Source organism: Akkermansia sp. UNK.MGS-1 (assembly GCF_000980515.1).
Lineage (GTDB): Bacteria > Verrucomicrobiota > Verrucomicrobiia > Verrucomicrobiales > Akkermansiaceae > Akkermansia > Akkermansia muciniphila.
The window spans coordinates 70005-91839 of record NZ_LBCB01000011.1 but is presented as its reverse complement, the minus strand read 5'-3'; the positions used below and the strand labels follow the sequence as shown (position 1 = coordinate 91839).

General features: G+C 55.1%; 24 protein-coding genes. 11 read left to right on the top strand and 13 right to left on the bottom strand.

Annotated features, from left to right (window positions below; genetic code table 11):
- Positions 1–307 precede the first annotated feature (307 nt).
- Entirely contained in the window at positions 308–802 is a 495-nt protein-coding gene (locus tag WW58_RS07110; RefSeq protein WP_046436662.1) for a low molecular weight protein-tyrosine-phosphatase, read from the bottom strand.
- Positions 803–990: 188 nt separating this feature from the next.
- On the opposite strand from WW58_RS07110, the gene guaB reads away from it, so the two are divergent.
- The 7 genes from guaB to WW58_RS07075 all read left to right on the top strand — a co-directional run bounded on the left by guaB (position 991) and on the right by WW58_RS07075 (position 7876).
- Entirely contained in the window at positions 991–2442 is a 1452-nt protein-coding gene (guaB, locus tag WW58_RS07105) for an IMP dehydrogenase (RefSeq protein ID WP_046436491.1), read from the top strand.
- A gap of 12 nt (positions 2443–2454) precedes the next feature.
- A complete protein-coding gene (guaA, locus tag WW58_RS07100; protein ID WP_031930479.1) occupies positions 2455–3978 on the top strand; it encodes a glutamine-hydrolyzing GMP synthase in 1524 nt (507 codons plus the stop codon).
- 80 nt (positions 3979–4058) lie between these two features.
- Positions 4059–4664, top strand: coding sequence for a sugar O-acetyltransferase (locus tag WW58_RS07095; protein ID WP_046436489.1), 606 nt, complete (start codon positions 4059–4061; stop codon positions 4662–4664).
- Entirely contained in the window at positions 4661–5299 is a 639-nt protein-coding gene (locus tag WW58_RS07090) for an HAD family hydrolase (RefSeq protein ID WP_046436488.1), read from the top strand. The genes WW58_RS07095 and WW58_RS07090 overlap by 4 nt, the downstream gene beginning before the upstream one ends.
- Before the next feature lie 18 nt (positions 5300–5317).
- Positions 5318–6043, top strand: a complete 726-nt coding sequence (locus WW58_RS07085) for an NYN domain-containing protein (protein ID WP_215833645.1) — start codon at positions 5318–5320, stop codon at positions 6041–6043.
- A gap of 109 nt (positions 6044–6152) precedes the next feature.
- On the top strand, positions 6153–7139 hold the full coding sequence (locus WW58_RS07080; protein ID WP_046436486.1) for an AEC family transporter: 987 nt from the start codon (positions 6153–6155) through the stop codon (positions 7137–7139).
- Between the two features lie 257 nt (positions 7140–7396).
- The gene (locus WW58_RS07075) at positions 7397–7876 is read left to right on the top strand and encodes a hypothetical protein (protein WP_215833646.1); all 480 of its coding nucleotides are present in this window, start codon (positions 7397–7399) and stop codon (positions 7874–7876) included.
- Positions 7877–8026: 150 nt separating this feature from the next.
- On the opposite strand, the gene WW58_RS07070 is transcribed toward WW58_RS07075, so the two are convergent.
- The 8 genes from WW58_RS07070 to WW58_RS07035 all read right to left on the bottom strand — a co-directional run bounded on the left by WW58_RS07070 (position 8027) and on the right by WW58_RS07035 (position 13927).
- On the bottom strand, positions 8027–9094 hold the full coding sequence (locus WW58_RS07070) for a 3-deoxy-7-phosphoheptulonate synthase (RefSeq protein WP_046436482.1): 1068 nt from the start codon (positions 9092–9094) through the stop codon (positions 8027–8029).
- Positions 9095–9252: 158 nt separating this feature from the next.
- Positions 9253–9894: a type II secretion system protein gene (locus tag WW58_RS13235; RefSeq protein ID WP_102737665.1), complete on the bottom strand. Its 642-nt coding sequence runs from the start codon at positions 9892–9894 to the stop codon at positions 9253–9255.
- 161 nt (positions 9895–10055) lie between these two features.
- The gene (gene secG, locus WW58_RS13230) at positions 10056–10535 is read right to left on the bottom strand and encodes a preprotein translocase subunit SecG (RefSeq protein WP_102733775.1); all 480 of its coding nucleotides are present in this window, start codon (positions 10533–10535) and stop codon (positions 10056–10058) included.
- A 41-nt stretch (positions 10536–10576) separates the two neighbouring features.
- Entirely contained in the window at positions 10577–10915 is a 339-nt protein-coding gene (locus WW58_RS07055; protein ID WP_012419798.1) for an aspartate 1-decarboxylase, read from the bottom strand.
- A gap of 73 nt (positions 10916–10988) precedes the next feature.
- Complete coding sequence (gene ribF / locus WW58_RS07050) at positions 10989–11924, bottom strand: riboflavin biosynthesis protein RibF (protein WP_046436479.1); 936 nt, start codon at positions 11922–11924, stop codon at positions 10989–10991.
- A 3-nt stretch (positions 11925–11927) separates the two neighbouring features.
- Positions 11928–12662 carry a tRNA pseudouridine(55) synthase TruB gene (gene truB, locus WW58_RS07045; RefSeq protein WP_046436477.1) on the bottom strand — a complete coding sequence of 245 codons (735 nt, stop codon included), beginning with the start codon at positions 12660–12662 and terminating at the stop codon, positions 11928–11930.
- A complete protein-coding gene (locus WW58_RS07040) occupies positions 12659–13672 on the bottom strand; it encodes a DHH family phosphoesterase (RefSeq protein WP_102739148.1) in 1014 nt (337 codons plus the stop codon). The genes truB and WW58_RS07040 overlap by 4 nt, the downstream gene beginning before the upstream one ends.
- A gap of 87 nt (positions 13673–13759) precedes the next feature.
- Positions 13760–13927, bottom strand: a complete 168-nt coding sequence (locus WW58_RS07035) for a hypothetical protein (RefSeq protein WP_022396399.1) — start codon at positions 13925–13927, stop codon at positions 13760–13762.
- 191 nt (positions 13928–14118) lie between these two features.
- Between WW58_RS07035 and WW58_RS07030 the strand changes: the two genes are divergently transcribed.
- Positions 14119–14970: a metallophosphoesterase gene (locus tag WW58_RS07030; RefSeq protein WP_046436473.1), complete on the top strand. Its 852-nt coding sequence runs from the start codon at positions 14119–14121 to the stop codon at positions 14968–14970.
- Between the two features lie 112 nt (positions 14971–15082).
- Here WW58_RS07030 and WW58_RS07025 read toward each other — a convergent pair whose 3' ends face one another.
- From WW58_RS07025 to rfaD, 4 genes are read right to left on the bottom strand one after another with little or no spacing between them, the layout of a single operon-like run.
- The gene (locus WW58_RS07025) at positions 15083–16069 is read right to left on the bottom strand and encodes a glycosyltransferase family 8 protein (protein WP_081863609.1); all 987 of its coding nucleotides are present in this window, start codon (positions 16067–16069) and stop codon (positions 15083–15085) included.
- 10 nt (positions 16070–16079) lie between these two features.
- Complete coding sequence (locus tag WW58_RS07020; protein WP_180974158.1) at positions 16080–17093, bottom strand: glycosyltransferase family 2 protein; 1014 nt, start codon at positions 17091–17093, stop codon at positions 16080–16082.
- An 8-nt stretch (positions 17094–17101) separates the two neighbouring features.
- A complete protein-coding gene (locus WW58_RS07015) occupies positions 17102–18076 on the bottom strand; it encodes a glycosyltransferase family 9 protein (protein ID WP_046436469.1) in 975 nt (324 codons plus the stop codon).
- 21 nt (positions 18077–18097) lie between these two features.
- Positions 18098–19084 (bottom strand): ADP-glyceromanno-heptose 6-epimerase, encoded by a 987-nt coding sequence (gene rfaD, locus WW58_RS07010; protein WP_022197784.1) that lies wholly within the window; start codon positions 19082–19084, stop codon positions 18098–18100.
- A gap of 303 nt (positions 19085–19387) precedes the next feature.
- Here rfaD and WW58_RS13225 point away from each other — a divergent pair, with 303 nt between their 5' ends.
- The 3 genes from WW58_RS13225 to WW58_RS13215 are packed head-to-tail and all read left to right on the top strand — an operon-like array spanning position 19388 to position 21376.
- Positions 19388–20542, top strand: a complete 1155-nt coding sequence (locus WW58_RS13225; RefSeq protein WP_094140634.1) for a glycosyltransferase family 2 protein — start codon at positions 19388–19390, stop codon at positions 20540–20542.
- Positions 20543–20569: 27 nt separating this feature from the next.
- Positions 20570–20761: a hypothetical protein gene (locus WW58_RS13220; protein WP_215833264.1), complete on the top strand. Its 192-nt coding sequence runs from the start codon at positions 20570–20572 to the stop codon at positions 20759–20761.
- A 33-nt stretch (positions 20762–20794) separates the two neighbouring features.
- Positions 20795–21376, top strand: coding sequence for a hypothetical protein (locus WW58_RS13215; RefSeq protein ID WP_215833648.1), 582 nt, complete (start codon positions 20795–20797; stop codon positions 21374–21376).
- Positions 21377–21835: the final 459 nt, after the last annotated feature.

The window sequence follows — 21835 nt, the reverse complement described above, 5'->3', positions numbered from 1 at the left end:
CGTGGTTCAATAAATGGTAAAAATTTCTTCTCTGCACTTCCGAATGGAAAACTCTGGCCCATATGGAAAATTCCGGAAGCAACATATCCAAATGGCCTTTAACTGCGCGCCATGAAACACGGCAATTTTTCATTTAACATGGATTCATGAACTCTTCAACGGAAAAAGCATGATCTCCCTGAATTGGAAAAGAAATCCAAAATCCATAAAAACGGTTATCGCCTGCGGGCATGTTCAGCAACCCCGGCATGTCTGAATGGAGAGAAAGCAGGATAAACCACCACTTTCCCAGCCTCCACGCCTGAATTTACAAGGAAAGCTGCTCCTTCAAACGCTCCAGCAGATTGCCGCAACCGTCCTGAAGCAGTTTTACCACATATTCAAAGCCTTCCTGCCCCCCATAATAGGGATCAGGCACTTCTTCATCCGGAAAACGAGTCGTGAAAAAACACATGGGCGCTATCTTGCCTGCCCACTGTCCCTTTTTATCCAACCGTTTCAAATCCCGCAGATTTTCACGGTCCATTCCCACAATCAGGTCAAATTGTTCCAAATCCTCTTTCCGCACGGGGCGCGACTTAAGCCCCGGATCCTCATATCCGTATTTTTTCAGCACCGTCAGCATCCGGCTATCCGGAGGGCAGCCCCGATGGTAACCGATCATTCCGGCGGAATCGCTCTCAATCAAATGTTCCAGACCTTGTTCTGCGACCATTTTTTTGAAAATGATTTCCGCGGCAGGAGAGCGGCAGATGTTGCCCAGACAGACAAACAGGACTCGGTAAGGTTCGGGAGCACTCATGGACGTCATTTCTTTTTCAGGATAGGCAGGCGGCCTCCCCATTTCAAGAGGGAAGAGTTTCTGCACGGGAAACGGAAACGCCCGCGAATATGGCATGGGGCAAAGAAAGAAACTGCGCCGCTCATTCAAAAATAAGATTCTCCTGTGTTTCGGCTTGCGTTAAAGGATGTCCGGCTGTAGATTATCGCATGGCAGATTTCCCTCTTGGATTAAGTTTTGATGACGTGCTCCTGCTGCCCCGCCTGAGCGCGATTCTTCCCGGCGACGCGGACATCAGTTCCCAGCTTGTTCCCGGCTTTGACATGAAAATCCCCGTGTTGTCCGCGGCCATGGATACCGTTTCCGAATCGGAACTGGCGATTGCCCTGGCGCGGGAAGGCGGCCTGGCCGTCATCCACCGCAACAACCCCATTGACATCCAGGCGGCCATGGTTTCCCGCGTGAAGCGTTTTGAAAACGCGGTTATCCCGAACCCCGTCACGGTCAACAAGGACATGACGCTGGAAGAAGTCCACCAGATCATGATGGACCAAGGCTATTCCGGCTTCCCCGTCGTGGATGCCAACCGCAAGCTGGAAGGCATCATCACCGGCCGCGACATGCGCGGCGTGGACGATTACCAGAATGTCCGGGTCAAGGATGTCATGACCCCCCTTGCCCGCCTGATCACGGCGGCTCCCACCACGACCATTGAGGAAGCGCGCCACATCCTTTACACCCACCGCATTGAAAAGCTTCCTTTGGTGGATGAACACGGCGTGCTGGCCGGCCTTATCACGGAAACGGACATTCAGAAGCGCGCCATGTTTGCAGACGCTTCCAAGGATGAACACGGCCACCTGCGCTGCGGCGCCGCCGTGGGTGTCGGCCCCGATTATCTGGACCGAGCCAAAGCCCTGATTTCCGCCGGAGCGGACGCCCTGTTCATTGACGCCGCCACAGGACACACGACCCGCGTGATGGACGTGGTTTCCAACCTCCGCAAGCTGACGGACCGTCCCATCGTGGCCGGCAATGTGGTTACGGCGGAAGGAGCGGCCGATCTCATCAAGGCGGGCGTGCAGGCCATCAAGGTGGGCGTGGGCCCCGGCTCCATTTGCACTACCCGCGTCATATCCGGCGTGGGCATGCCCCAATTCACCGCCATTCAGGAGGTAGCCTCCGTGGCGCGTCCCGCGGGCGTCACCGTCATTGCGGACGGCGGCATCCGCTATTCCGGAGACATTGTCAAAGCCCTGGCCGCAGGCGCCGACCTGGTGATGCTGGGCGGACTGCTGGCAGGTACGGAAGAAAGCCCCGGCAAGGTGGTTCATTACCAGGGCCGCCACTTCAAGCAGTATCGCGGCATGGGCTCCCTGGGCGCCATGCGCCGCGGCTCCGGCGACCGCTACGGTCAGAACAGCTCCGGCAAGCTCGTTGCGGAAGGCGTGGAAGCGCGCGTTCCGTATAAAGGCATGCTGGCGGACGTGGTATTCCAGCTCATGGGCGGCCTGCGCTCCGGCATGGGTTATCTGGGCGCGCACAATCTGGAGGAACTCCGGAACAAGGCCCGGTTCGTTCAAATCACCTCCGGCGGGCTGAAGGAAAGCCATCCCCACGATATCACCATCACGGAAGAACCCGTCAATTATTCCTGTTAACTCCTCCCTCACATGGACGACAAGCACCTCGTAGCCGTCATTGACTTCGGCTCCCAATACACCCAGCTCATCGTACGCCGCGTGCGCGAACTGGGCTACATGGCCAAGCTGTATGCGCTGGAAGACCTGGACCAGATTCACGAACCCGGCGCCGTCATCCTTTCCGGCGGCCCCAAAAGCACCACGGACGCAGACGCCCCGGACATTGACTTTGAATGGCTCCAAAGCCTGAATGTCCCCGTCTTGGGCGTGTGCTACGGCATGCAGCTGCTGAACATCAAGCACGGCGGCACCGTAAAAGCCAGCAACAAGCGGGAATACGGCCCCGCCGCCCTGCTGCCGGAAACCTGTGCGGGCCTGTACCGGGACATGTCCCCTTCCTCCCAGGTATGGATGAGCCATTCGGACACGGTGGACCATCTGGCGGAAGGCTGCCGCGTAATCGCCCGCAATGCGGAAGGCGTCCCTGTCTCCCTCCAATGGGGAGAAACCACCTTCGGCATCCAATTTCATCCGGAAGTGACTCATTCCCATGAAGGGCGCACCATCCTGCGCAACTTCCTTTCCTGTGCGGCCAATCTTAAAAAGTTCGACATCGGAGACTTTAAAAGGGAACTCATCCGGGAAATCCGGGAACGCGTAGGCAACAGGCAGGTGGTCTGCGGCGTCTCCGGCGGCGTGGACAGCACCGTTCTGGCCGTTCTGTTGCATGAAGCGGGCGTGAACATGCGCGCCATCTTTGTGGATAACGGTCTGCTCCGCAAAAACGAGGCAGAGGAAGTGCGGGCCAATTTCGCCCGTATGAACGTGGAAATTGAAACGGTGGATGCCTCCGAACGCTTCCTGGCGGCTCTGGACGGAGAAAGCGATCCGGAAAAGAAACGCCGCATCATCGGAGGCCTGTTCATCGACGTTTTCTGGGATGCCGTGGGAGACGCGGAAATGCTCGCCCAGGGCACCCTGTACCCGGACGTGATCGAAAGCGCCTCCAACGCCAAATCCAAGGCCTCCGTCATCAAGACCCACCACAACCGCGTGGAACGCGTGCTGGAACTCCAGGCGCAGGGGAAAGTACTGGAACCCCTGGCGGAACTGTTCAAGGACGAGGTGCGGGAACTGGGCGCCTCCATGGGCATCCCGCATGACATTCTGTGGCGCCACCCCTTCCCCGGCCCCGGCCTGGCCGTGCGCTGCCCCGGCGTGGTCACCAAAGAACGCCTGGACATCATCCGGGAATGCGATGCCATCTTCATCGGCAACCTGAAGAAATACGGTTGGTACGACAAAGTCTGGCAGGCCTACGCCGGCCTCATTCCCGTAAAAACGGTGGGCGTGAAGGGGGACGAACGTTCCTATGAATGGGCCACCAACCTGCGCGCCATCGTGTCGGAAGACGCCATGACGGCGGACTGGGTGGAACTCCCCCCGGCCCTGCTGAGGGAAACCAGCAACCGCATCCTCAATGAAGTAAAGGGCATCAACCGCGTCCTTTACGACATTTCCACCAAGCCCCCGGCTTCCATTGAGTGGGAGTAAAGCTTCCGCGCCCTGTTGACGCTCGTTAAGCAGGGTGCCCCGCTCCTCCTCTCCGGTAATAAGGATCAAGAAAGGAGAAAATAATGACTGAACTGGAAAAATGCATGGCGGGCGAATGGTATGACTGCCATGACAAGGTGTTTCTGGAATTCAAGAACAAGACGCACCGGCTCCTGATGAAATACAATTCCCTGCCTTACGACCATAAGGAGGAAAAGCGGCAGGTGCTGCAGGAAATGCTGGGCAGCGTCGGCGCCAAGGTCTCCATCGGCCATTCCTTCATCTGCGATTACGGCCGCAACATCCATATCGGAAACAACGTCACCGTCAATACGGGCTGCACGTTCGTGGACTGCAACAGGATCACCATCGGCAACAATGTGCTGATCGCCCCCAACGTACAGATTTACACCGCTACGCACCCCATTGATCTGAATGAACGCCTCACTCCCGTGGAAACGGATGAAGGAATTGAATACATCCGCCATACCTACGCTCTTCCGGTAACAATAGAAGACGGCTGCTGGATTGGCGGCGGCGTCATTATCCTGCCCGGCATTACCATCGGAAAAGGAAGCGTCATCGGAGCCGGCAGCGTGGTCACCAAAAATATTCCTCCCGACAGTCTGGCGGCGGGGAACCCCTGCAAGGTTATTCGTAAAATCAACGGAAGTCGGGAACAATGATCAAGCTGATCGCTTTTGATCTGGACGGAACCATAGGGGACACGGTCCCCATGTGCATCAGGGCATTTGAAAAAGCGGTTTCTCCCTACGCCGGCCACACGTTGAGCGAACGGGAAATCACGCAGACTTTCGGCCTGAATGAAGTAGGAATGATCAAGAAAGTCGCCGGAGAAAAATGGCGGGAAGCTCTCTATGATTTCTACCCGGTTTATGAAAAAATGCATCAATCATGCCCGGCTCCGTATGAAGGCATACGCGAATTGATAGAAACCCTGCAAAAGGCTGGCGTGCTTGTCGCCCTGATTACCGGGAAGGGAGACAAAAGCTGCCGTATCACGCTTGAGCAATTCGGCATGCGGGATTTATTCTGTTCCGTCAAAACCGGAGCGAAAGACAGGCCCAATAAAGCAGAAGCCATTGAAGAGCTTCTGCACGACTTCCACTTGAACAAAGACGAATTTTACTATATCGGGGATGCGGTTTCAGATGTGGCCGCCTGCAACAAAGCGGGGGTGACCTGCCTGTCCGCCGCCTGGGCAACGACCGCAGACGTCAGCGGATTGAAAAAAGCCAATCCCTCAAAGGTTTTTCCCAGCATAAAGGAATTGACATTATTCCTGTCCATTGAGAAATAATTAGAAGACACTCCTCACTTGGATAAGGAAAACATGATGGGAAAATTTCAAAAACTGGCCCTTCTGATTGATGCTGAAAACGTCGCTCTGGATAAGCTTGAAAGCGTCATTCAGGAAATATCTGCATATGGCCGTATTGTGATTCAAAGAGCCTATGGCGACTGGAGCAAGGAAAGTTTAAAAAACTGGAAAGACTCGCTAAACCGGTTTGGCATAAAAGCGGAGCAGCAATTTAATTATACTCCTAAAAAAAACTCGACGGATATGGCGTTGACTATTGACGCCTTGGATTTATTGTATCAGTCATCTTACGATGCCCTTGCCATTGTTTCGAGCGACTGTGATTTCACTCCCGTTTCCCTATATGTCAGGGAACATGGTGTTTATGTAATTGGTATCGGAGAGAAGAAAACTCCAGAGGCTTTTAAAAAAAGCTGCAATGAATTTATTTTATTAAAAACTGCTGACTCTAAAATAGATAATACACTACAAAATAAGCCTTCTCAATCTGGATCAGAAAAACGAAAAAAAATCCCTGAGTCTATTCATAAATTACTTAAGGAGGCATTTGAAACGCACAAAAAAGAAGGATGGGTAGCCTTATCTCGGGCATCATCTTATATTAAAAATAAACAACCTGATTTTTCTTTAAAAGAATACTATTCCAAATTTTATAAACTCATTCAGGATTTTCCGGAAAAATACAAACTTGAAAAATCGCATACAAAATATCAATGCAAATAAAATTATAGAGTTATCTTCTATAACTATATTCATCTGATTCTATCTTGGAACAGGAAATAAATTCCTGTTTTTTATACGCTCATTTAACGCAAAAACAGTTCCTTCTGCCATGGATACCGGCGCCGTCATCCTCACCACCTTTCTCTCCACCATTCCCGTTTATCTTTTCTTTGCCACGGGTTTCTATCTGCGCCACAAGCAAGTCATCCAGGCAGACCATGACGCGCCCATCATGCGCATCGCGATGGATGTGGCCTATCCCTGCCTCGTCTTCCACAGCATCATGAAGTACATGGTACTCTCCGGAAATGAGACGCTCAGCAGCGTTTCCTTTTCCCTCCAGGCCATCGCAGCCGGGGCCCTGGAACTTCTGCTGGGCATCGCGGCCGCATGGCTGGTCGCGAAAATGCTGCGCATGCGCATCGGCACGGGCCTTCGTACGTTCACCCTGACGGCGGGAGTGCAGAACTACGCTTTTTTCGTCATTCCCATCATCCAGATGCTGTTTGCCGCCGGCAACGATCCCACGCTGGGCGTCCTTTTCGTCCACAATGTGGGGTGTGAACTGGTCGTCTGGAGCATCGGCGTCATCATCATCGCGGGCGGCCCGGGCAATCTGAATATGGGCGTTTTCTTCCGCGGCCCCCTGCTGGCCGTTATCGTGGGCCTGGCTCTTGCCTGGTCCGGTTTGGGAACCTATGTAGCCCAACCGCCCCTGATGAAGACTCTTGAAATGATCGGCAACTGCGCCACTCCCCTCTGCCTGATTCTGTTCGGCTGTTCCATGCGCGATTTGTGGCATAACATGAAATGGGAACCCAAACCCATCATTTGCGGCCTGCTGACGCGCCTGGGGCTGGCCCCCGCGCTGCTGCTCCTGATGGCTTATTTCCTGCCAGTGGATGATTATATCAAGCGCGTCATCATCATCCAGGCAGCCATTCCCTCCGCCGTCATTCCGGTCATTCTGGCCAAACGTTTCGGCGGTCATCCGGATCTGGGCACTCAAATCCTGCTGACAACGACGGTGGCTTCCTTCCTCACGCTGCCCTGCTGGCTGACCCTGGGTTCCATCCTGGTCGTACCATTGTATTAACGGGTGGAACCACGGCATCAATCCCGGGACAGCCTGAAGCGTGCCGCCTGCCCAAAATCCTCCGGTTTTCCGAATGACTCCGTCTTGTTTCCGATGTCCCGCCCCCTGATGGCAAAAGCCGATCCGCAGGATTTGGCGGCGGAACAATCTTACTGCTGAAATATCCGCATTCTTTCCGTCTCCATACCACATTTTCATGCTGAAGCTTCCCCACCTTTGGGTTGACTCCCCGGACAGATATGTATTGAATGGAATCCATGAAATTTCCTGCTCCTTTCTGCGCCGCCCTGCTGCCGGTCCTGTTTTCCTGCGCGGAGCAGGTTTCCCGGATTAAACATGTGCGGGAGGTTCCCTTAAAAACCACGGTGGTTCCTGCGGAAGACGTAGGCATGCACCATACCCAGGCCACTTACCTGCTGCACGGCGCCGTCTCCCAGCAACAGCGTCTTCAGCGTCTGGGCCAATACTACTTCGTCACCTGGAACGATGCCAATCCGGAACAGGCGGCAACCCTGGTCATGATGTATCGCCAGGGAAAAACAGGTTCAGCCGTCCTGACGAAATCCATTTCCTATCCTGCCGGGAGAAAAGGCGGCACGCAAAACTCCGTTTTCGAATTTATCGGGGATGAAGCCAAGGGAAAAGGGGAAATCCTCGCATGGAAACTCGTCCTGAAGGACAACCGCGGCAAAACGATTTCCGAACGCCATTCCTATCTGTGGGGGGACGAGTATTGACTCTTCGGCAAAAAACACCAAAGAGCCAATAAAATCATCCGGATATGAAAAATGAACCCCGCAGTGTCCGGCTGCCCCGTCAGCCAAGGCATAGCCGTTCCAGCCTCCAACTCCGTTGATAATCCTCCGCCTCCGGAATATGAGAAAGCTTTACGCTTCCTGCCGTTTGGCACGGCGTTTGCGGACAGCGGCGGCAAGGGTTTCCAGCACTTCCTCCGTCGTCTCCCAGCCAATGCACTGGTCCGTGATGCTCTTGCCGTACACCAGGTCGGAACTCAACGGCTGGGCTCCTTCCACAATGTTGCTTTCAATCATCACGGCAACAACCTGTTCGGACCCGCTGGATATCTGTTCCGCGATATTGGCGGCCACAGCCGGCTGTTTGCGATAATCCTTGCAACTGTTTCCGTGGGAGCAGTCTATCATGATGCGGTTATTGATGCCGGCCTTCTGCAAGGCTTCTTCCGCTTCCTTTACATGATCTTCATCAAAGTTCGGCCCCAAGGAGGAACCGCGCAGGATCAGGTGGCAGGATTTATTGCCCGTAGTGGAAACAATGGCGGAAACTCCCTGCTTGGTCACGGAAAGGAAGCAGTGCGGACAGGAGGAGGAAACAATGGCGTCTACAGCGATTTGCAGGCTGCCGCTGGTGCCATTCTTGAATCCCACAGGCATGGAAAGCCCGGAAGCCAGTTCACGGTGTACCTGGCTTTCCGTGGTACGCGCGCCGATGGCGCCCCACGTGATCAGGTCCGCAATGTACTGCGGCGTGATGGTGTCCAGGAACTCGGTAGCTGCGGGCACTCCCATATCCCCCAGGCGCAGCAGCAGCCCGCGGGCCATGTGGAGGCCGCGGTTGATGTCAAAGGTATGGTTCATGAACGGGTCGTTGATGAGGCCCTTCCAGCCCACGGTGGTGCGGGGCTTTTCAAAATACACGCGCATGATGATCACCAGGTCCTTTTCAAAGCGCGCCATTTGTTCCTTCAGGCGGGAGGCATAATCCACGGCAGCCTGGGGATCATGGATGGAGCATGGCCCCACCACCACCAGCAGGCGGTCGTCGTGGCCGGAAATGATGTTCTCCGCATTCTTGCGGGTCGTAGCCACCATTTTGGCAATCTCCGTGGTTGCCGGATAATCCTTGATTAAAATGGCGGGGGAAATCAGGGGCTCAATGTCTTGAATGCGTATGTCGTCTGTTTTGAACCAGTTCATGTCTGGGGCTTATTGAGAGGTTTTTGAGAGAAGTTGAAAAGAAAAAAATACGGTTTGCGGGCTTTATGCCTGAATATACCGCGGGGCCTCACGGCCATAAGCCGGAAGCCCCGCAAAATGAAGCGGCCACGCCTCCCGACAAGAGGCGCCGTCATGCATTACCAGGAAGTCACATTGTCTTCCGTCAATTCCGGATTGTTGATATGGCCGTCCGCCGTGCTGCCCTGCTTGTCCTTGCCGGTGCTGTAAACGGCCACGTTCTTGGTCACCATCCGGGAACCTACCTGGACACGGGGAGTACGGTCGTCAGGGTTGGCATTCAAAACAATGTAATAGGGAGATTCCCAGGGATCCATCAGGCCCACACGGCCGCGGCTTTCAAAAAACAGGCCGGGAGCACCTTCCACATCCGTAGTCGTCGTATTGAAATAAGCCGTTTTCTTGGGGTTCAGCTTTCTGTCCTCATCCGCCCGGTCCATATAATTGGTCAGGATGCTCATGATGCGGCTATCATCGTCCACGGCGGTTGTCACGTAATACTGTCCGTCCTTGTGGGCCTGCTTGGTCATTTCCCGACCGCTCCAGGCCACGGGAACGCGGCCGTTGTCCAGCATGTAATTTTCCACAGCCGTCTGCAGGCCGTTGCAGTCGCTCCGCGCCGTGGTAACCTTGGATTTTTCCATCACGCCGTTCACCACCGTCATGGCGATGCCGGCCAGCGTCAGGATAATGGCGATCACCACAAGCAATTCAATTAACGTGAATCCCTTGGATTTACGGTTCAAAAAAGGTGTCTTCATACTTTGCCAAGAGTAGCGCAATTACGGTTCAGGGCAAGCGGAAAACAACCGGTGCCGCCAATTTCAAAGCCTGTTCCCGAAACGGCAGCAGACGGAATAACCCCGGTGCACAAACACCCCGGCTGCCGGAAGGCGCCGGGGTGTTTAAAAAGAATGCTCCTTTAGTTGGAGGGGACAGGGGTTTCTGTGGAAGCAGGGGCCGGGGCTTCGGTCACGGAGGGAGCCGGAGCCTGAGAAGAAGCGGCTTCCGCCTCAGCGGCGCGCCTGCGCAGCTCCTCCTGCTGGAGTTCTTCCGGCGTCTTGGCGGGAACGGAGGCTTCCTGCCTGGCGGCAGCCTTCATCATTTCCGGGCTCAACAGGCTTTCCGAACTCTTAACGTGCTGCCGGTTGATCAGCATGCCCAACCCTAGGCAAAGAACCATGAACGCGGTTCCGAAGTACACCGTGGCTTTTTTCAGCACATCCGTCGTCCGGGCGCCAAAGGCCTGGTCCGTAATGGCTGCGCCAAAGGCGGCTCCCAGCCCTTCCTGCTTGGGCCTCTGCATAAGCACTACGCCCAGAAGGAGAAGTGATACAATCACCAAAACGGCAAAAAGCAACTGAATGCTGATATTGAGTGAATCTGCTAAAAAAAGGTTCATGAGCGCGGGGAGTATGTGTGAATTCGAACGGTTTGTAAAGTCTAGGAAATGATTTCGTTATGCTCGTTGCAGACGATTTTCTTGGGGATGATGGGCTTGTCCGACAAGGCAAAACTCATGATGACCACCCGTTCGCCCGTCTTGATTAAATGGGCCGCACCGCCGTTCATGATGATGTTCCCCGTGCCGGCAGGCCCCTGGAGAGCATATGTTTCCAGACGGTTCCCGGACGTGACGGACGCCACGAGAACTTTTTCCCCGGGCCACAAATCCACGGCGGCCATCAGATCGGCAGGAATTTCAATACTGCCTTCATATTGAACATCGCCACGGGTAATCATGGCGCGATGAATTTTTGATTTTAACTGCTCAACCAACATGACGTTCGAACAACAAACCCCCGATCGCCCCTCCGGTCAAGCCGTCATCCTCCATTTTACGGTTTTCTGTGTCTTACTCCCCCTCCTCCAGCACTTCCGCGGCATGGGCGGCATCCCGGGCAAGCTGGCTTTTCAATTCTTCCAAAGAAGGGAATTTGATTTCCGGCCTTAGGAAACGGACCGGTTCCACTTCCATCTCCCGCCCGTAAATATCCCCCGGGTGGCCGAATAAATGCGTTTCCAGCAAAAGTTCCCCCGTCTCACCTTCCACGGTGGGGCGCACTCCCAGATTGGCTACGCCTCCGTATTTTTTGCCGGCCACCCGGGCGCGCACGGCGTAAACGCCATGGGGAGGCTGCAACCCGCAACCGGGTCTTATATTGGCCGTGGGGTAGTCCAGCAGGCGCCCCAGTTGGCGCCCGTGAATCACCGGCCCCTTCCAGCGGTAGGGACGGCCAAGCATGCCGGCAGCCTGTAAAAAATCCGCCGCGCGCACGGCTTCGCGGATCCGGGTGCTGCTTATGCGCTCCCCGTCCTGCAGAATAGAAGGAACGGCCGTCACCCGGAACCCGTAGCGGCAGGACAGCAGGCGCAGGGTTTCTACATTCCCTGCCCTGCCGCGGCCAAAATGCCAGTCCTCTCCCACGGCAATCTGAGCCACCAGGCAGGAGGAACAAAGTTCCCCGATAAACTCTTCCGGGCTCATGGACGCCAGCCTGGAAGAAAATTCCAGCGACAGCACTGCCTTCACTCCCAGCTCTTTCATCAAGGCAAATTTTTCAGCATCTTCCCCAATGATGGCGGGCGGCACGCTTTCCGGCCTCACCCGGGCCAGCGGATGAGTGCGGAATGTCAGCACGGCGGGAATTCCTCCGTCAAGAGCAGCCCCTTTCACCGCCGCGGCAATCACTCCGGCGTGTCCCAGATGCACCCCGTCAAACATCCCCATGGCCCAGTGTACGGGGGCGGCAAGGCTTTTCAATCCCTTGAATTCCCGGTAAATGACCATATGCTACCCGGCAATCAGAATATCCGCCAGCTCCTTCAGGGAAAGCATGGCCCGGAACAGTTCCTCCCTGGGAGCGGTTTTCAGGGTGTCCACCGTAATGGCGCGGTCCAGCGTAAAAGAACCGGACCTGGTGCGCCGGAGGGCGCTCAAATGCGCTCCGCAGCCCAATGCCTTCCCAATATCATAAGCATAGGACCGCACATAAAAACCTTTGGAACACTGAACGGTAAAATCCACTTCCGGAATGGCCACGCGTGAAATTCCGTGGCCAAACACTTCCACAGGCCGCGGTTCCCGCACAACTTCCTGACCTTTCCGGGCCAGCTTGTACAGCGGAACCCCGCCCTTTTTAATAGCGGAAACCATCGGAGGGATTTGTTCAAAAGCGCCGTCAAACCGGTCAAACGCCTCGCGCACGGCCTGTTCCGTCACTCCGTCCACGGAATACTCCGCCACTATTTCTCCCATGGCATCCTGGGAGGAAGTCTCCACGCCCAGCATGAGAGTTCCGGCGTATTCCTTGTGTTCACACATCAACTTGTCCTGAAGCTTGGTCGCCTTTCCCACCACCAGCATCAGCAGCCCCGTGGCCATGGGATCCAGCGTGCCGCAGTGGCCTATTTTCTTAATTCCCAGGGAACGCCGCGCAATCGCCACCACATCGTGGGAAGTCATGTCCCGCGCCTTGTCAATCAACAGGACGCCCGAAGGAACCTGGATGGAATCTGAAACATTCATGAAATCTTCTGTCGGAGCACTCGTTCCACTTCTTCCCGCATAGCCTTCAGGATAGTAAGGCGCACTTCTTCAATAGGCCCCCGGATACGCACTCCGGCGGCCATGGAATGGCCGCCGCCGCCGAAACGGGAGGCCAGCTCCGCGACGGATATTTCAGGCGTCTTGGATCTCAGGGAAATACGGATGCGGGGATCGTCCTCCGTTTCTTCCAGATAAGCGGCCAGCCAGACTCCCTGCACGGAACGCAGGAGGTCAATCAGGCCTTCCGTATCTTCCGGACGGCTTCCAATCCGGGCTTTTGCCTCATTCGTCAGGCAAAACGTGCAAATCCTGCCGTCCGGCGTCAGCTTCATTCCGTTCAGCGCCTCACGCATCAACTGCATTTTCACCCACGGCTTTTCCTGGTAAAGCTGGCGGTTGATGTCCTGGACGTCAACGCCCATCCGGATCAAATCCGCAGCCAGTTCCATGACGGCCGCCGTCGTCATCTGGTACTGGAAAGACCCCGTATCCGTGCTGACGGCCACGTAAAGGGCGTCTCGCATCACCGGAGTAACGGGAATGCCCAGATACTTGAAAAAGTAATATAAAACCGCCCCCGTGGCGCATTCGTCCGGCAAAACGCACTGCACATCTCCAAACAGTTCGTTCGTCCGATGGTGGTCGATGTTCGCCCACACCTTCACTCCCGCCAAAGCCTCCAGGCTGCGTTCTCCCAGCCTCTTGAGCGCGCCGTTATCCACGGAAATGGCTACTTCCACATCCACCGGCTCATCAGGCGTGGGAATAATATTTTCCACACCCGGCATAAAGGCCAGATTGGAAGGCACCCCGTCCTCGTTCATCATCACCACCTTCTTTCCCATTTGCTTCAGGGCTTCCCCCAAAGCCAGCGTGGAGCCGATAGCGTCGCCGTCCGGATGAACATGCGCAATTACCGCAAAACTGCCATGGCTGCGGATCAGATCCGCCAAAGGCGCAAATTGGGGACAATGTTTCCAATCTTCCATATGTACTGCCGTGTTTTTATAGAAAAAGCCGCACCTGGACAATCACCAAGTGCGGCTTGAAAAGTCGTACTTAATCCCGGAAGAGGATTACTTCTTGGACTTCATGACCACCGGAGCCACATCCACGGCGGGCTGGTTCAGGTCATTGAACTTGGGCAGGGGGGTCAGGGGCGGAGCACCCTGATCCTGGCAGCAGCAGGAAGCCATGATGCTCGCCGCAAAAGCGGCAAGAGCCATAACGGTAATCTTCTTCATATGCGTGGTTAAATGATGGGTGATAAAGGATATGGAAATATCTTGGAGCATAAAAGCATACCATGCGGGCGCCCGTCAATCAAATTTGCGAAAATCTCCCAAGGAGACGCCTTTCCCAAAATGGCAAGACGCATAAATCGCTCGCCCGGGGTTATCTGTAATTATAATCTCTGCCAAGCTGTATCCTTTTCATGCCCTTTTCCGTCAAAATACTCCGGTTTTTCGGCATTCTCCTGCTGAGCCTCTGCGCGCTCGGCGTGGCCAGCATGACCTGGGCGTACCTGATAGAACCCAATCTTCTGTTTGTCAGGAAAGTGGACTACCGTGTCCCCCAGTGGAAAGGGAAGGGAACACCCGTTAAAGTCGTTATTGCCGGCGATTTGCACCTGATGCCCACCGCGTTTGATGAAGTGAGGGCCCTTCGCTATGTTCAGAGGATCATGCGGCTCCGGCCGGACCTGATTCTGCTGGTTGGGGACTATGCCCGGGGAAGCAGCGAAAACGCCAGCATGGATCCCGCCACGGCCGCCCGGCTGCTGAAAGGCCTGACGGCTCCCTGCGAGGTCTTTGCTATTCAGGGAAATCATGATTTCACCTTCGGCTGGAACAACTGGAGCAGGGAACTGAAACAGGCGGGAATCACCGTGCTGGAAGACCAGAGCGCGCTTGTCACGTTCAAGGACGGAAGGCAGCTTCAGCTTTCCGGAATATTGGATACGACGCGCAATGTCAGAAAACGGCTGCCCAAACGCCAGTCGCCGGACATCCCTCATTTCCTGCTTTCCCACCGTCCGGAAACGGACCGCATACTTTCCCATGGAGACGTGGACATCGTCATCAGCGGGCACACCCACGGAGGCCAGGTTTGCCTTCCTTTCGGCCTCCTGCGGTTTGAAGCCAGCCCGGACCATGCCCTACCCTACACCTATCCCTGGCATATCTCCGGCGGCAATACCTACCTGATCACCAAGGGGCTGGGGACAAGCACACTCCCCCTCCGCTTCAACTGCCCGCCGGAAATCTATCTGCTGGAACTGCATTGACCCATTCCTCCCGTTAAAATACAGTCCCTTCCTTCCCGGTGCCCTCCCCCTCCGCTCCACGCCGGCGGCAATCCATAAGGAAAACGGAAAAGAACGGCCGGGTTCCATAGTTTCAAAGGAGCCGGTTATCAAACCCTTCCTTCAGCCTTAAAATCTTTCTGGCCGTCATCCGGTAAACAGGCCGGTAAAGGTGCTTTTTCAAGACGGCCGGGAGCGTTCTTCCGGGCAGCGGACCGCGCAGCAGCCCGGCTTCACGCATAACCCGTTCGTAACGTTCCCCTTCATAACGCCAATTATACCGCCAGGGCTTGTGCACCCCCTGGTAATGAAGAATGCCCGGTTCCAAAGCCGCTTCCACCGCCTGGCGCGGCGTAACGCCGCGCCAAAACTGTTCCCGGGGATCGTTTTTCAAAATGCGGCGCGTCAAGCCGTCATGCCAGTTCCAGCGCGGGTGCAGCGGCACGGTCAGCTCGCACAGGGCTCCGTTCAAGGCATCCTGGTCCGGACACGTCAGCCTGTCCCGGTGAGTGACGGCATAATCCAGCACAGCCCTGACCAGATTCCTCTCCCGGAAGACATCTACATTCATCAGCAGCACGCCGGAATTGAAATATCCCGTGCAGGTCAGCGGCATCTCAAGACGTTCGTTAAAATGGGAACCGGGTCTGGAAAAATTCTCAAACACCACCCCTACTGCTTTTCCGTCCATATTCGTCCGGAACAGCTCCGTCAAATCCCGGCAAACCAGAACGTCAATGTCCAGATACAGAATATTGCCCCGCTCTTCCTTCAATAATTCCGGGATGAACACGCGTCCCCAGGCTGGCACCGGCCATTGTTCCGTATGGGGAAAGTCGTGCTCTTCCAAAATGCCGGAAACGTCTATGAATTCCAGACGGCAATCGAACGGAGCGGCCAGACGCTCCACGCTTGCCCGGTTCTCTCCGTCAATACCGTCGGAAAGCACGTAAATTTTGTAAAAAGTCTCCGGACCGGCAGTATTCAGGAGAGAAAAAACAGTAACGCTCAAAGGCAGGATTCCCCGATTGTCACTGGCCAGGACGACGGCAAATTCATTCTTTTTCATCGGATTATTCATTCGGGTGATGTCAGCGGCGCAGCAACCGGGCTCCCGCCTTGCGTATTTTCTTCCAGTAATAGGAAAAGTCCAAGCCGGATTTTCCGCCCATCCAGGTTTTCAGCAATTTTCCTTCCCGGCGGGACAGACTGGAATCATCCTCTCCGGGACGGTACAGATTTTCCTGACAAAGCATATCGGCCACCTTCCGGGTAACCTCCTTTTGAACGGCATGAGGGGCGTATTTGCGGATATTCCTCACGCCCATTACCAGCATTTTCAAAAATGCCGTCCTGTATTCCTCCAGAATTCCGGCTTCTTTCCATTCCTTCAGCACCAGCTCCGCCACCGTCAGGTAATCCAGCGACTGGAGGGAACTGCCGGACGCAAAACCACTGGTAATGGACCCGGCCCGCTTGCGGTAAACGTAAGCCGCCCTGCTGACGACGCAAACTCTCCTGCACCACGGAAAAACGGCGTAATGGAAATACAGGTCTTCACAGGCAACGCCCTCGGGGAACCGGATGCCATGCTTTTCCACAATGGAACGCCTGATCATCATACCTCCCGCTCCATGATGTATTTTCCCAATGGTCTCCGGAGAGCAGGGAATCCACCCCTTTTCCGGAGAGGCCATATCCTCCGGCAGGAACCGGTCTTCCCTGTCGGGGTCGGCCTCGTAATAATACCGGAACCCGCATACCAGCTTGTCGGCATCCAGCGCCTTCGCACGGGAATACATCTCCTCCAGCAAATCCGTCTCCAGCCAATCGTCGGAATCCACCAAAAACAGATATTCTCCCACAGCATGGTTCATCGCCAGATTCCGGGAACGGGATAAACCGCCGTTTTCCGGGGCCTGCACCACTTTCACCCGCGGGTCCCGCTCCGCGAATTCCCGCAGAATGGACAGGGAACCGTCCGTGGAAGCGTCATCCACGCAAACTACCTCCAGTTCACGAAGCGTCTGAGAGCAAATGCTTTCCAGGCACTGGGCCAGGTACGGCTCCACATTGTAAACCGGAACCAGCACGGAAATGTTCACGGGAGCCGTCATAAGCCATGCGGAAAATCTGCCGCCCTTATTTGTTCAAATCCTTCCTGCGGCGGCAGAAAAGGCTCCAGCGCGGACCATACCTGGTCCACTGTAATTTCCTCAATGGCGCCGGGGGAAACCAGGTTGGAAATGCACCGCGCAGTAATGGCGGAGTTGCGCGTCCGGTGGCAGAAAATGGCGGTCACGGGCACCCCGGCATAGGCACACATATGTGTAGGCCCCGTATCATTGCCTACACAAGCCAGGGAACGCAAAGCCATCTGGGGAATATCCATCAGGGAAGACTTGCCCAGAAAACTGACAGCCAGGGGAGAGCTGGCGGCAATAGCCTCCACTTCCACAGCCTCCGCCCGGGTGCCGATGACAACGGAGGACACGCCCCGCGCCGCCAGGCGTTTCGCCAGGGCACAGAAATTTTCCACGGGCCAGCGCTTGTAGGGATGGTTGGGGGAACAGCCCGGAATCATCATCACATAACGTTCCGGAAGCTCGTCAAAATGCAGCCCCTCCCCGTGCATGAAAGAAAGATCCGTCAGAACGCGTTCCAAACGGAACGGCTCCCGTACCACCTTCCCCCACCGGAAGGATTTCTTCTTCAGCAATTTGCGCCGTTCTCCGGAATTGCAGGCCACCCAGTCCATGTCATGGTTCAGCAGGAAGCGCACGGCGGGATAATAGCGTTTCCTGGTGCGGGAAGATTCCTGAAGATCGTACACCACATCAAAATTCCCTTTCACAATGGAACGGACGGCTCTCCAGGTGGCGCCCAGCTTCCAGTAAGGCAGGCGGTTGTCCACAATAAAATCGTCAAACACTCCGAGCTGCTCCGCCATGGGAACAAACATTCCCATGGTCATCAGGGTGATATGCGCCTCCGGATGAAGTTCGCGGAGCCGCTTCATCGTCCCCATGGCGAGCACCACATCGCCAAGGGCTCCATGCTTGATGATCAGAATGCGCTGTGCAGGCATGGGAGAAAAAAGGAATGCGGGTTAAACGTAACTGTCTTCCCTGTCCAGATACTCCTGCACGTATCGGCGCACGCCATCCTCCAAGGAAGTCATGGGAGCTGCATAACCGGCAGCGCGCAGCCTGGAAAGGTCCGCCTGCGTATAATACTGATATTTCCCCCTGAGCTCTTCAGGCATCTCCCGGTAGGCAATCTTTTCCTGGAGGCCCAGCGCATGGAATGCCGCCTTCGCCAGATCGTGGAAAGAACGTGCCTTCCCGGAACCTACGTTGAACAGGCCGCTCACCTCCGGATGCTCCAGCAGCCAAAGCACCACATCTACGCAGTCGCCCACCCACACGAAATCCCGGAGCTGCCATCCGTCACGGTAGTCGGGATGGTAAGATTTAAACAGCTTCACCGTTTCATTGGCCTTCACCTGGGGGAATATATGGGCCACCACGCTTTTCTGCCCGCCCTTATGGTATTCATTAGGGCCGTACACGTTGAAAAATTTAAGCCCGGCGTATTGGGGGGGAACCGGACGCCCTTCTTTCACTTCCCGGGCCACTTTACGGTCAAACAGGGCCTTGCTCCAGCCGTATGCGTTCAGGGGGCGCAGCGCGTTGACGTGCTCCAGGGAGGCGTCATCGTCAAACCCCATGGAACCGTCCCCGTACGTGGCTGCGGAGGAGGCGTAAATAAACCGTTTGCCGTACAGGGAACAAAACTCCCACAAATGCCAGCTCAGCGTGAAATTCGTCCGGATAATCAAATCGGCGTCCGTCTCCGTGGTGGCGGAAATGGCCCCCATGTGAATGACCGCCTCCACCTCATCCGCATGCGCCTTCATATAATCAAGCATGCCTTCCGGAGAAACCACGGCGCACAGCTCTCTCTTGGCAATGTTCCTCCACTTGTCGGAAGAGCCCAGCTCGTCCACCACCACAAGATCCTTTTTACCGGCTTTTTCCAGAGCGGCGACAATGTTTGAGCCGATAAACCCGGCCCCACCCGTGACAATAATCATAAGAGAAGAATCAATGAAAAAGTTGTACGGCCTTTTGTACCACATCCACCCGTCCCTAGGCAACTGCCATTTGAGGCGTTCCCCGGCTCCCAATTTTCAACGAATTTACAATCCGGACACTCCAAACCCTGACCGTTCCATGCGGAAAACCATTGGAACGCAATCCCCGCGCAGCCTGCGGAGGATGCGCCCCTCAAATCCTCTTTTCATACTGGCAACGTTAAAAACTTTCGGTAAGACCTGTCTTGCAAAAATTATCATTGACCACGGATTGTAAATCCGTTACACACATTCCCACCCCCTATGATCCCCGATGTTTCCATCATTGTTCCCTGCTACAATGTAGCCGCCTACGTGGACAGCTGCCTGGATAGCCTGGTACGCCAGACTCTCCGGAACATTGAAATTATCTGCATCAACGACGGCTCCACGGATGAGACTTGGATACATCTGCTGCGCTGGAAAGAAAAGGACAGCAGAATCATCCTTCTGAACCAGCGGAACGCGGGCGTTTCCGCAGCAAGGAATGCAGGGCTGGATGCCGCCCGCGGCCTTTATGTCGGCTTTGCGGATCCGGACGACTACATGGATCCGGAAATGTATTCCCGCCTTTTTTCGGCGGCTCTGGAATATGACGCAGACATTGTGGAATGCGGAAACCATGTTTTTGAAGACTCGTCAGACCGGCTTATCGAAGCCAAAAGAAGATCACCCTCCCGGCATTTTGAAGAGAACGCCTCTCCGGCCAGCTTCTTCCGGGATTCCATCTGGGGGAAAATGGATATCTGCGTGTGGAGCAAACTGTTCCGGAAAAGCATGCTGGACGCCCACCGCCTCCGCTTCAACGTACATCTGAAATCCGGTGCAGAGGATGAAACCTTCCGGCTGATGGCCGTTCCCCATGCCTCCCGTCTCCTGTTCATTCCCGACTGCCTGTATTACTACCGCCTTATGCGCAACGGCTCCCTCTCCCGCCGCTGCAACGTTCCCACCTACTCCAAATGCGTGCAGGAATTCCAGCGGCTGCTGTACATTGTGGACTACTGGCAGAAACAAGGATGGCAAAATGAAGGACTGTTCGCTTACGGTGTTCGGAAAATCAGGCCCTTTTTTGTTTCCAAGCATCCCCTTTTCCATCAAATGACCGCTGTCCAGCAACGTTCTGCGCTGAACTTATGGAAGCTGTTCTACCAGAAAGCGGAAGGAGAACGTTTCCTCTCCGCGCTGGCGGGACGGGACAGGCAACTGGCGGACCTGCTGAACTCGGCGGAACCGGTCCCCAACGGCTGGGGGCGCATTCTGCTGGCAGCCTGCTCCCTGCTTCCCGGACAAAAAGGACGTTATTACTCCTGCAAAAAAATGCTTGCGGAACATTTTTCCCAAGTCTGCCCCAATGGGTTTCAAAAAGAAAACGCTTCTCTGGAAGAGCCGTTTGACACATCGCCGCCTTCCCTGTAAATTGCCTTATCCTCCCATTCCGGATCAATGAACCGTTTTCTCTCATTTGCAGACTCCCGCATGTCGGCCGCCCTGGAGCGGCTGGGCAGGCAGGCGGAAGCGCTGGATTTTTTTGATGAGATCACGCTCTTCACGGAACACGACCTTTCCGCAGAATTCACCAGCCGCATGGGCCGGTACCTGACGCCGTCCTGCCGGGGATTCGGATACTGGTCCTAGAAACCCTGGTCCATCCACCATGTCCTCCAAGAAATGGAGGAAGGCGACCGCCTCCTTTATCTGGATGCAGGCTGCCATATCAACGCCAACGGAACGGAGCGCTTCCGGGAATACGTAAATATGCTGGACCGCGACAGCCGCGGCATGCTGGTTTTCACCAACGGACAGCCGGAATACAAATGGACCAAAGGAGATATCTTCCGCCACTTCGGCGTTTCCCAAGAAGACGGGCATATCACGCATACCCAGCAAATTGCGGGCGGCCATGTTTTCCTGAAAAAAAACCCGCTTACGGAAAGCCTGATCCGGGATTGGCTCCATGTCTTTTACGACCATCTGCATCTTGCGGACAACACTCCTTCCGCCTCCCCCAACCTGCCGGGTTTTGTGGAAAACCGGTATGACCAGAGCATCTTTTCCATCCTATGCAAACTGAGGGGCATCACCACCCTCGACGGATCGGAAACCTATGCGGAAAACTGGGAACAGCTCTCCTTGTTTCCATTCCAGGACAGACGGGACATGGGAATCCCACGGGCCGGGAAAAAGGGATGGCTGGAAAAATGCAGGCAGCTCCTTCTTTCTTCCAAAAGAAACGGATTAGGAATCCGGTAAAGCTTCCCCATTCGGAACAACCGGGCTGCACGACGTTTCCAAACGGGGCAATCTGACGCACCATGAACTATTTTCCCGTCCTTTTCCACAGCTTCATCCCGAGAATTCCTTTCCCCTTCGGCTGCCGTTTCCGGAATGTAATGACGGTTATTTGGACAAGCTCTTTTCATTTGATCAGGAATGTTTTGCCTTCATGAAAGCAAACATCCCTCCATTCCAAAACTCCGCACCCGCACTATCCTCCGCCGACATTCTCCCACCCCTATTCACAGTTATGCTGTCACCGGAATCCGGCTTTCCCCCATTCATACCGGAATGAAAATAAAAAGGCCGTCATGCTGGGAACAGCCTGCCGCAGTTCATGGAATACTGGCAACCTGGATTTCCTCAAAACGTTTTTCTTTCAGATTTGTAGGCTTGACGGCGGATTCCTAATCCTCATACTTTCCTATGTGGCTT

Bases quoted from the DNA above. Each gene is read 5' to 3' on its own strand.
- WW58_RS07110 (WP_046436662.1), bottom strand. From the start codon at position 802: ATGAGTGCTCCCGAACCTTACCGAGTCCTGTTTGTCTGTCTGGGCAAC.
- guaB (WP_046436491.1), top strand. From the start codon at position 991: ATGGCAGATTTCCCTCTTGGATTAAGTTTTGATGACGTGCTCCTGCTG.
- guaA (WP_031930479.1), top strand. From the start codon at position 2,455: ATGGACGACAAGCACCTCGTAGCCGTCATTGACTTCGGCTCCCAATAC.
- WW58_RS07090 (WP_046436488.1), top strand. From the start codon at position 4,661: ATGATCAAGCTGATCGCTTTTGATCTGGACGGAACCATAGGGGACACG.
- WW58_RS07080 (WP_046436486.1), top strand. From the start codon at position 6,153: ATGGATACCGGCGCCGTCATCCTCACCACCTTTCTCTCCACCATTCCC.
- WW58_RS07075 (WP_215833646.1), top strand. From the start codon at position 7,397: ATGAAATTTCCTGCTCCTTTCTGCGCCGCCCTGCTGCCGGTCCTGTTT.
- WW58_RS07070 (WP_046436482.1), bottom strand. From the start codon at position 9,094: ATGAACTGGTTCAAAACAGACGACATACGCATTCAAGACATTGAGCCC.
- WW58_RS13235 (WP_102737665.1), bottom strand. From the start codon at position 9,894: ATGAAGACACCTTTTTTGAACCGTAAATCCAAGGGATTCACGTTAATT.
- secG (WP_102733775.1), bottom strand. From the start codon at position 10,535: ATGAACCTTTTTTTAGCAGATTCACTCAATATCAGCATTCAGTTGCTT.
- WW58_RS07055 (WP_012419798.1), bottom strand. From the start codon at position 10,915: ATGTTGGTTGAGCAGTTAAAATCAAAAATTCATCGCGCCATGATTACC.
- ribF (WP_046436479.1), bottom strand. From the start codon at position 11,924: ATGGTCATTTACCGGGAATTCAAGGGATTGAAAAGCCTTGCCGCCCCC.
- truB (WP_046436477.1), bottom strand. From the start codon at position 12,662: ATGAATGTTTCAGATTCCATCCAGGTTCCTTCGGGCGTCCTGTTGATT.
- WW58_RS07040 (WP_102739148.1), bottom strand. From the start codon at position 13,672: ATGGAAGATTGGAAACATTGTCCCCAATTTGCGCCTTTGGCGGATCTG.
- WW58_RS07035 (WP_022396399.1), bottom strand. From the start codon at position 13,927: ATGAAGAAGATTACCGTTATGGCTCTTGCCGCTTTTGCGGCGAGCATC.
- WW58_RS07030 (WP_046436473.1), top strand. From the start codon at position 14,119: ATGCCCTTTTCCGTCAAAATACTCCGGTTTTTCGGCATTCTCCTGCTG.
- WW58_RS07025 (WP_081863609.1), bottom strand. From the start codon at position 16,069: ATGAATAATCCGATGAAAAAGAATGAATTTGCCGTCGTCCTGGCCAGT.
- WW58_RS07015 (WP_046436469.1), bottom strand. From the start codon at position 18,076: ATGCCTGCACAGCGCATTCTGATCATCAAGCATGGAGCCCTTGGCGAT.
- rfaD (WP_022197784.1), bottom strand. From the start codon at position 19,084: ATGATTATTGTCACGGGTGGGGCCGGGTTTATCGGCTCAAACATTGTC.
- WW58_RS13225 (WP_094140634.1), top strand. From the start codon at position 19,388: ATGATCCCCGATGTTTCCATCATTGTTCCCTGCTACAATGTAGCCGCC.
- WW58_RS13220 (WP_215833264.1), top strand. From the start codon at position 20,570: ATGAACCGTTTTCTCTCATTTGCAGACTCCCGCATGTCGGCCGCCCTG.
- WW58_RS13215 (WP_215833648.1), top strand. From the start codon at position 20,795: ATGGAGGAAGGCGACCGCCTCCTTTATCTGGATGCAGGCTGCCATATC.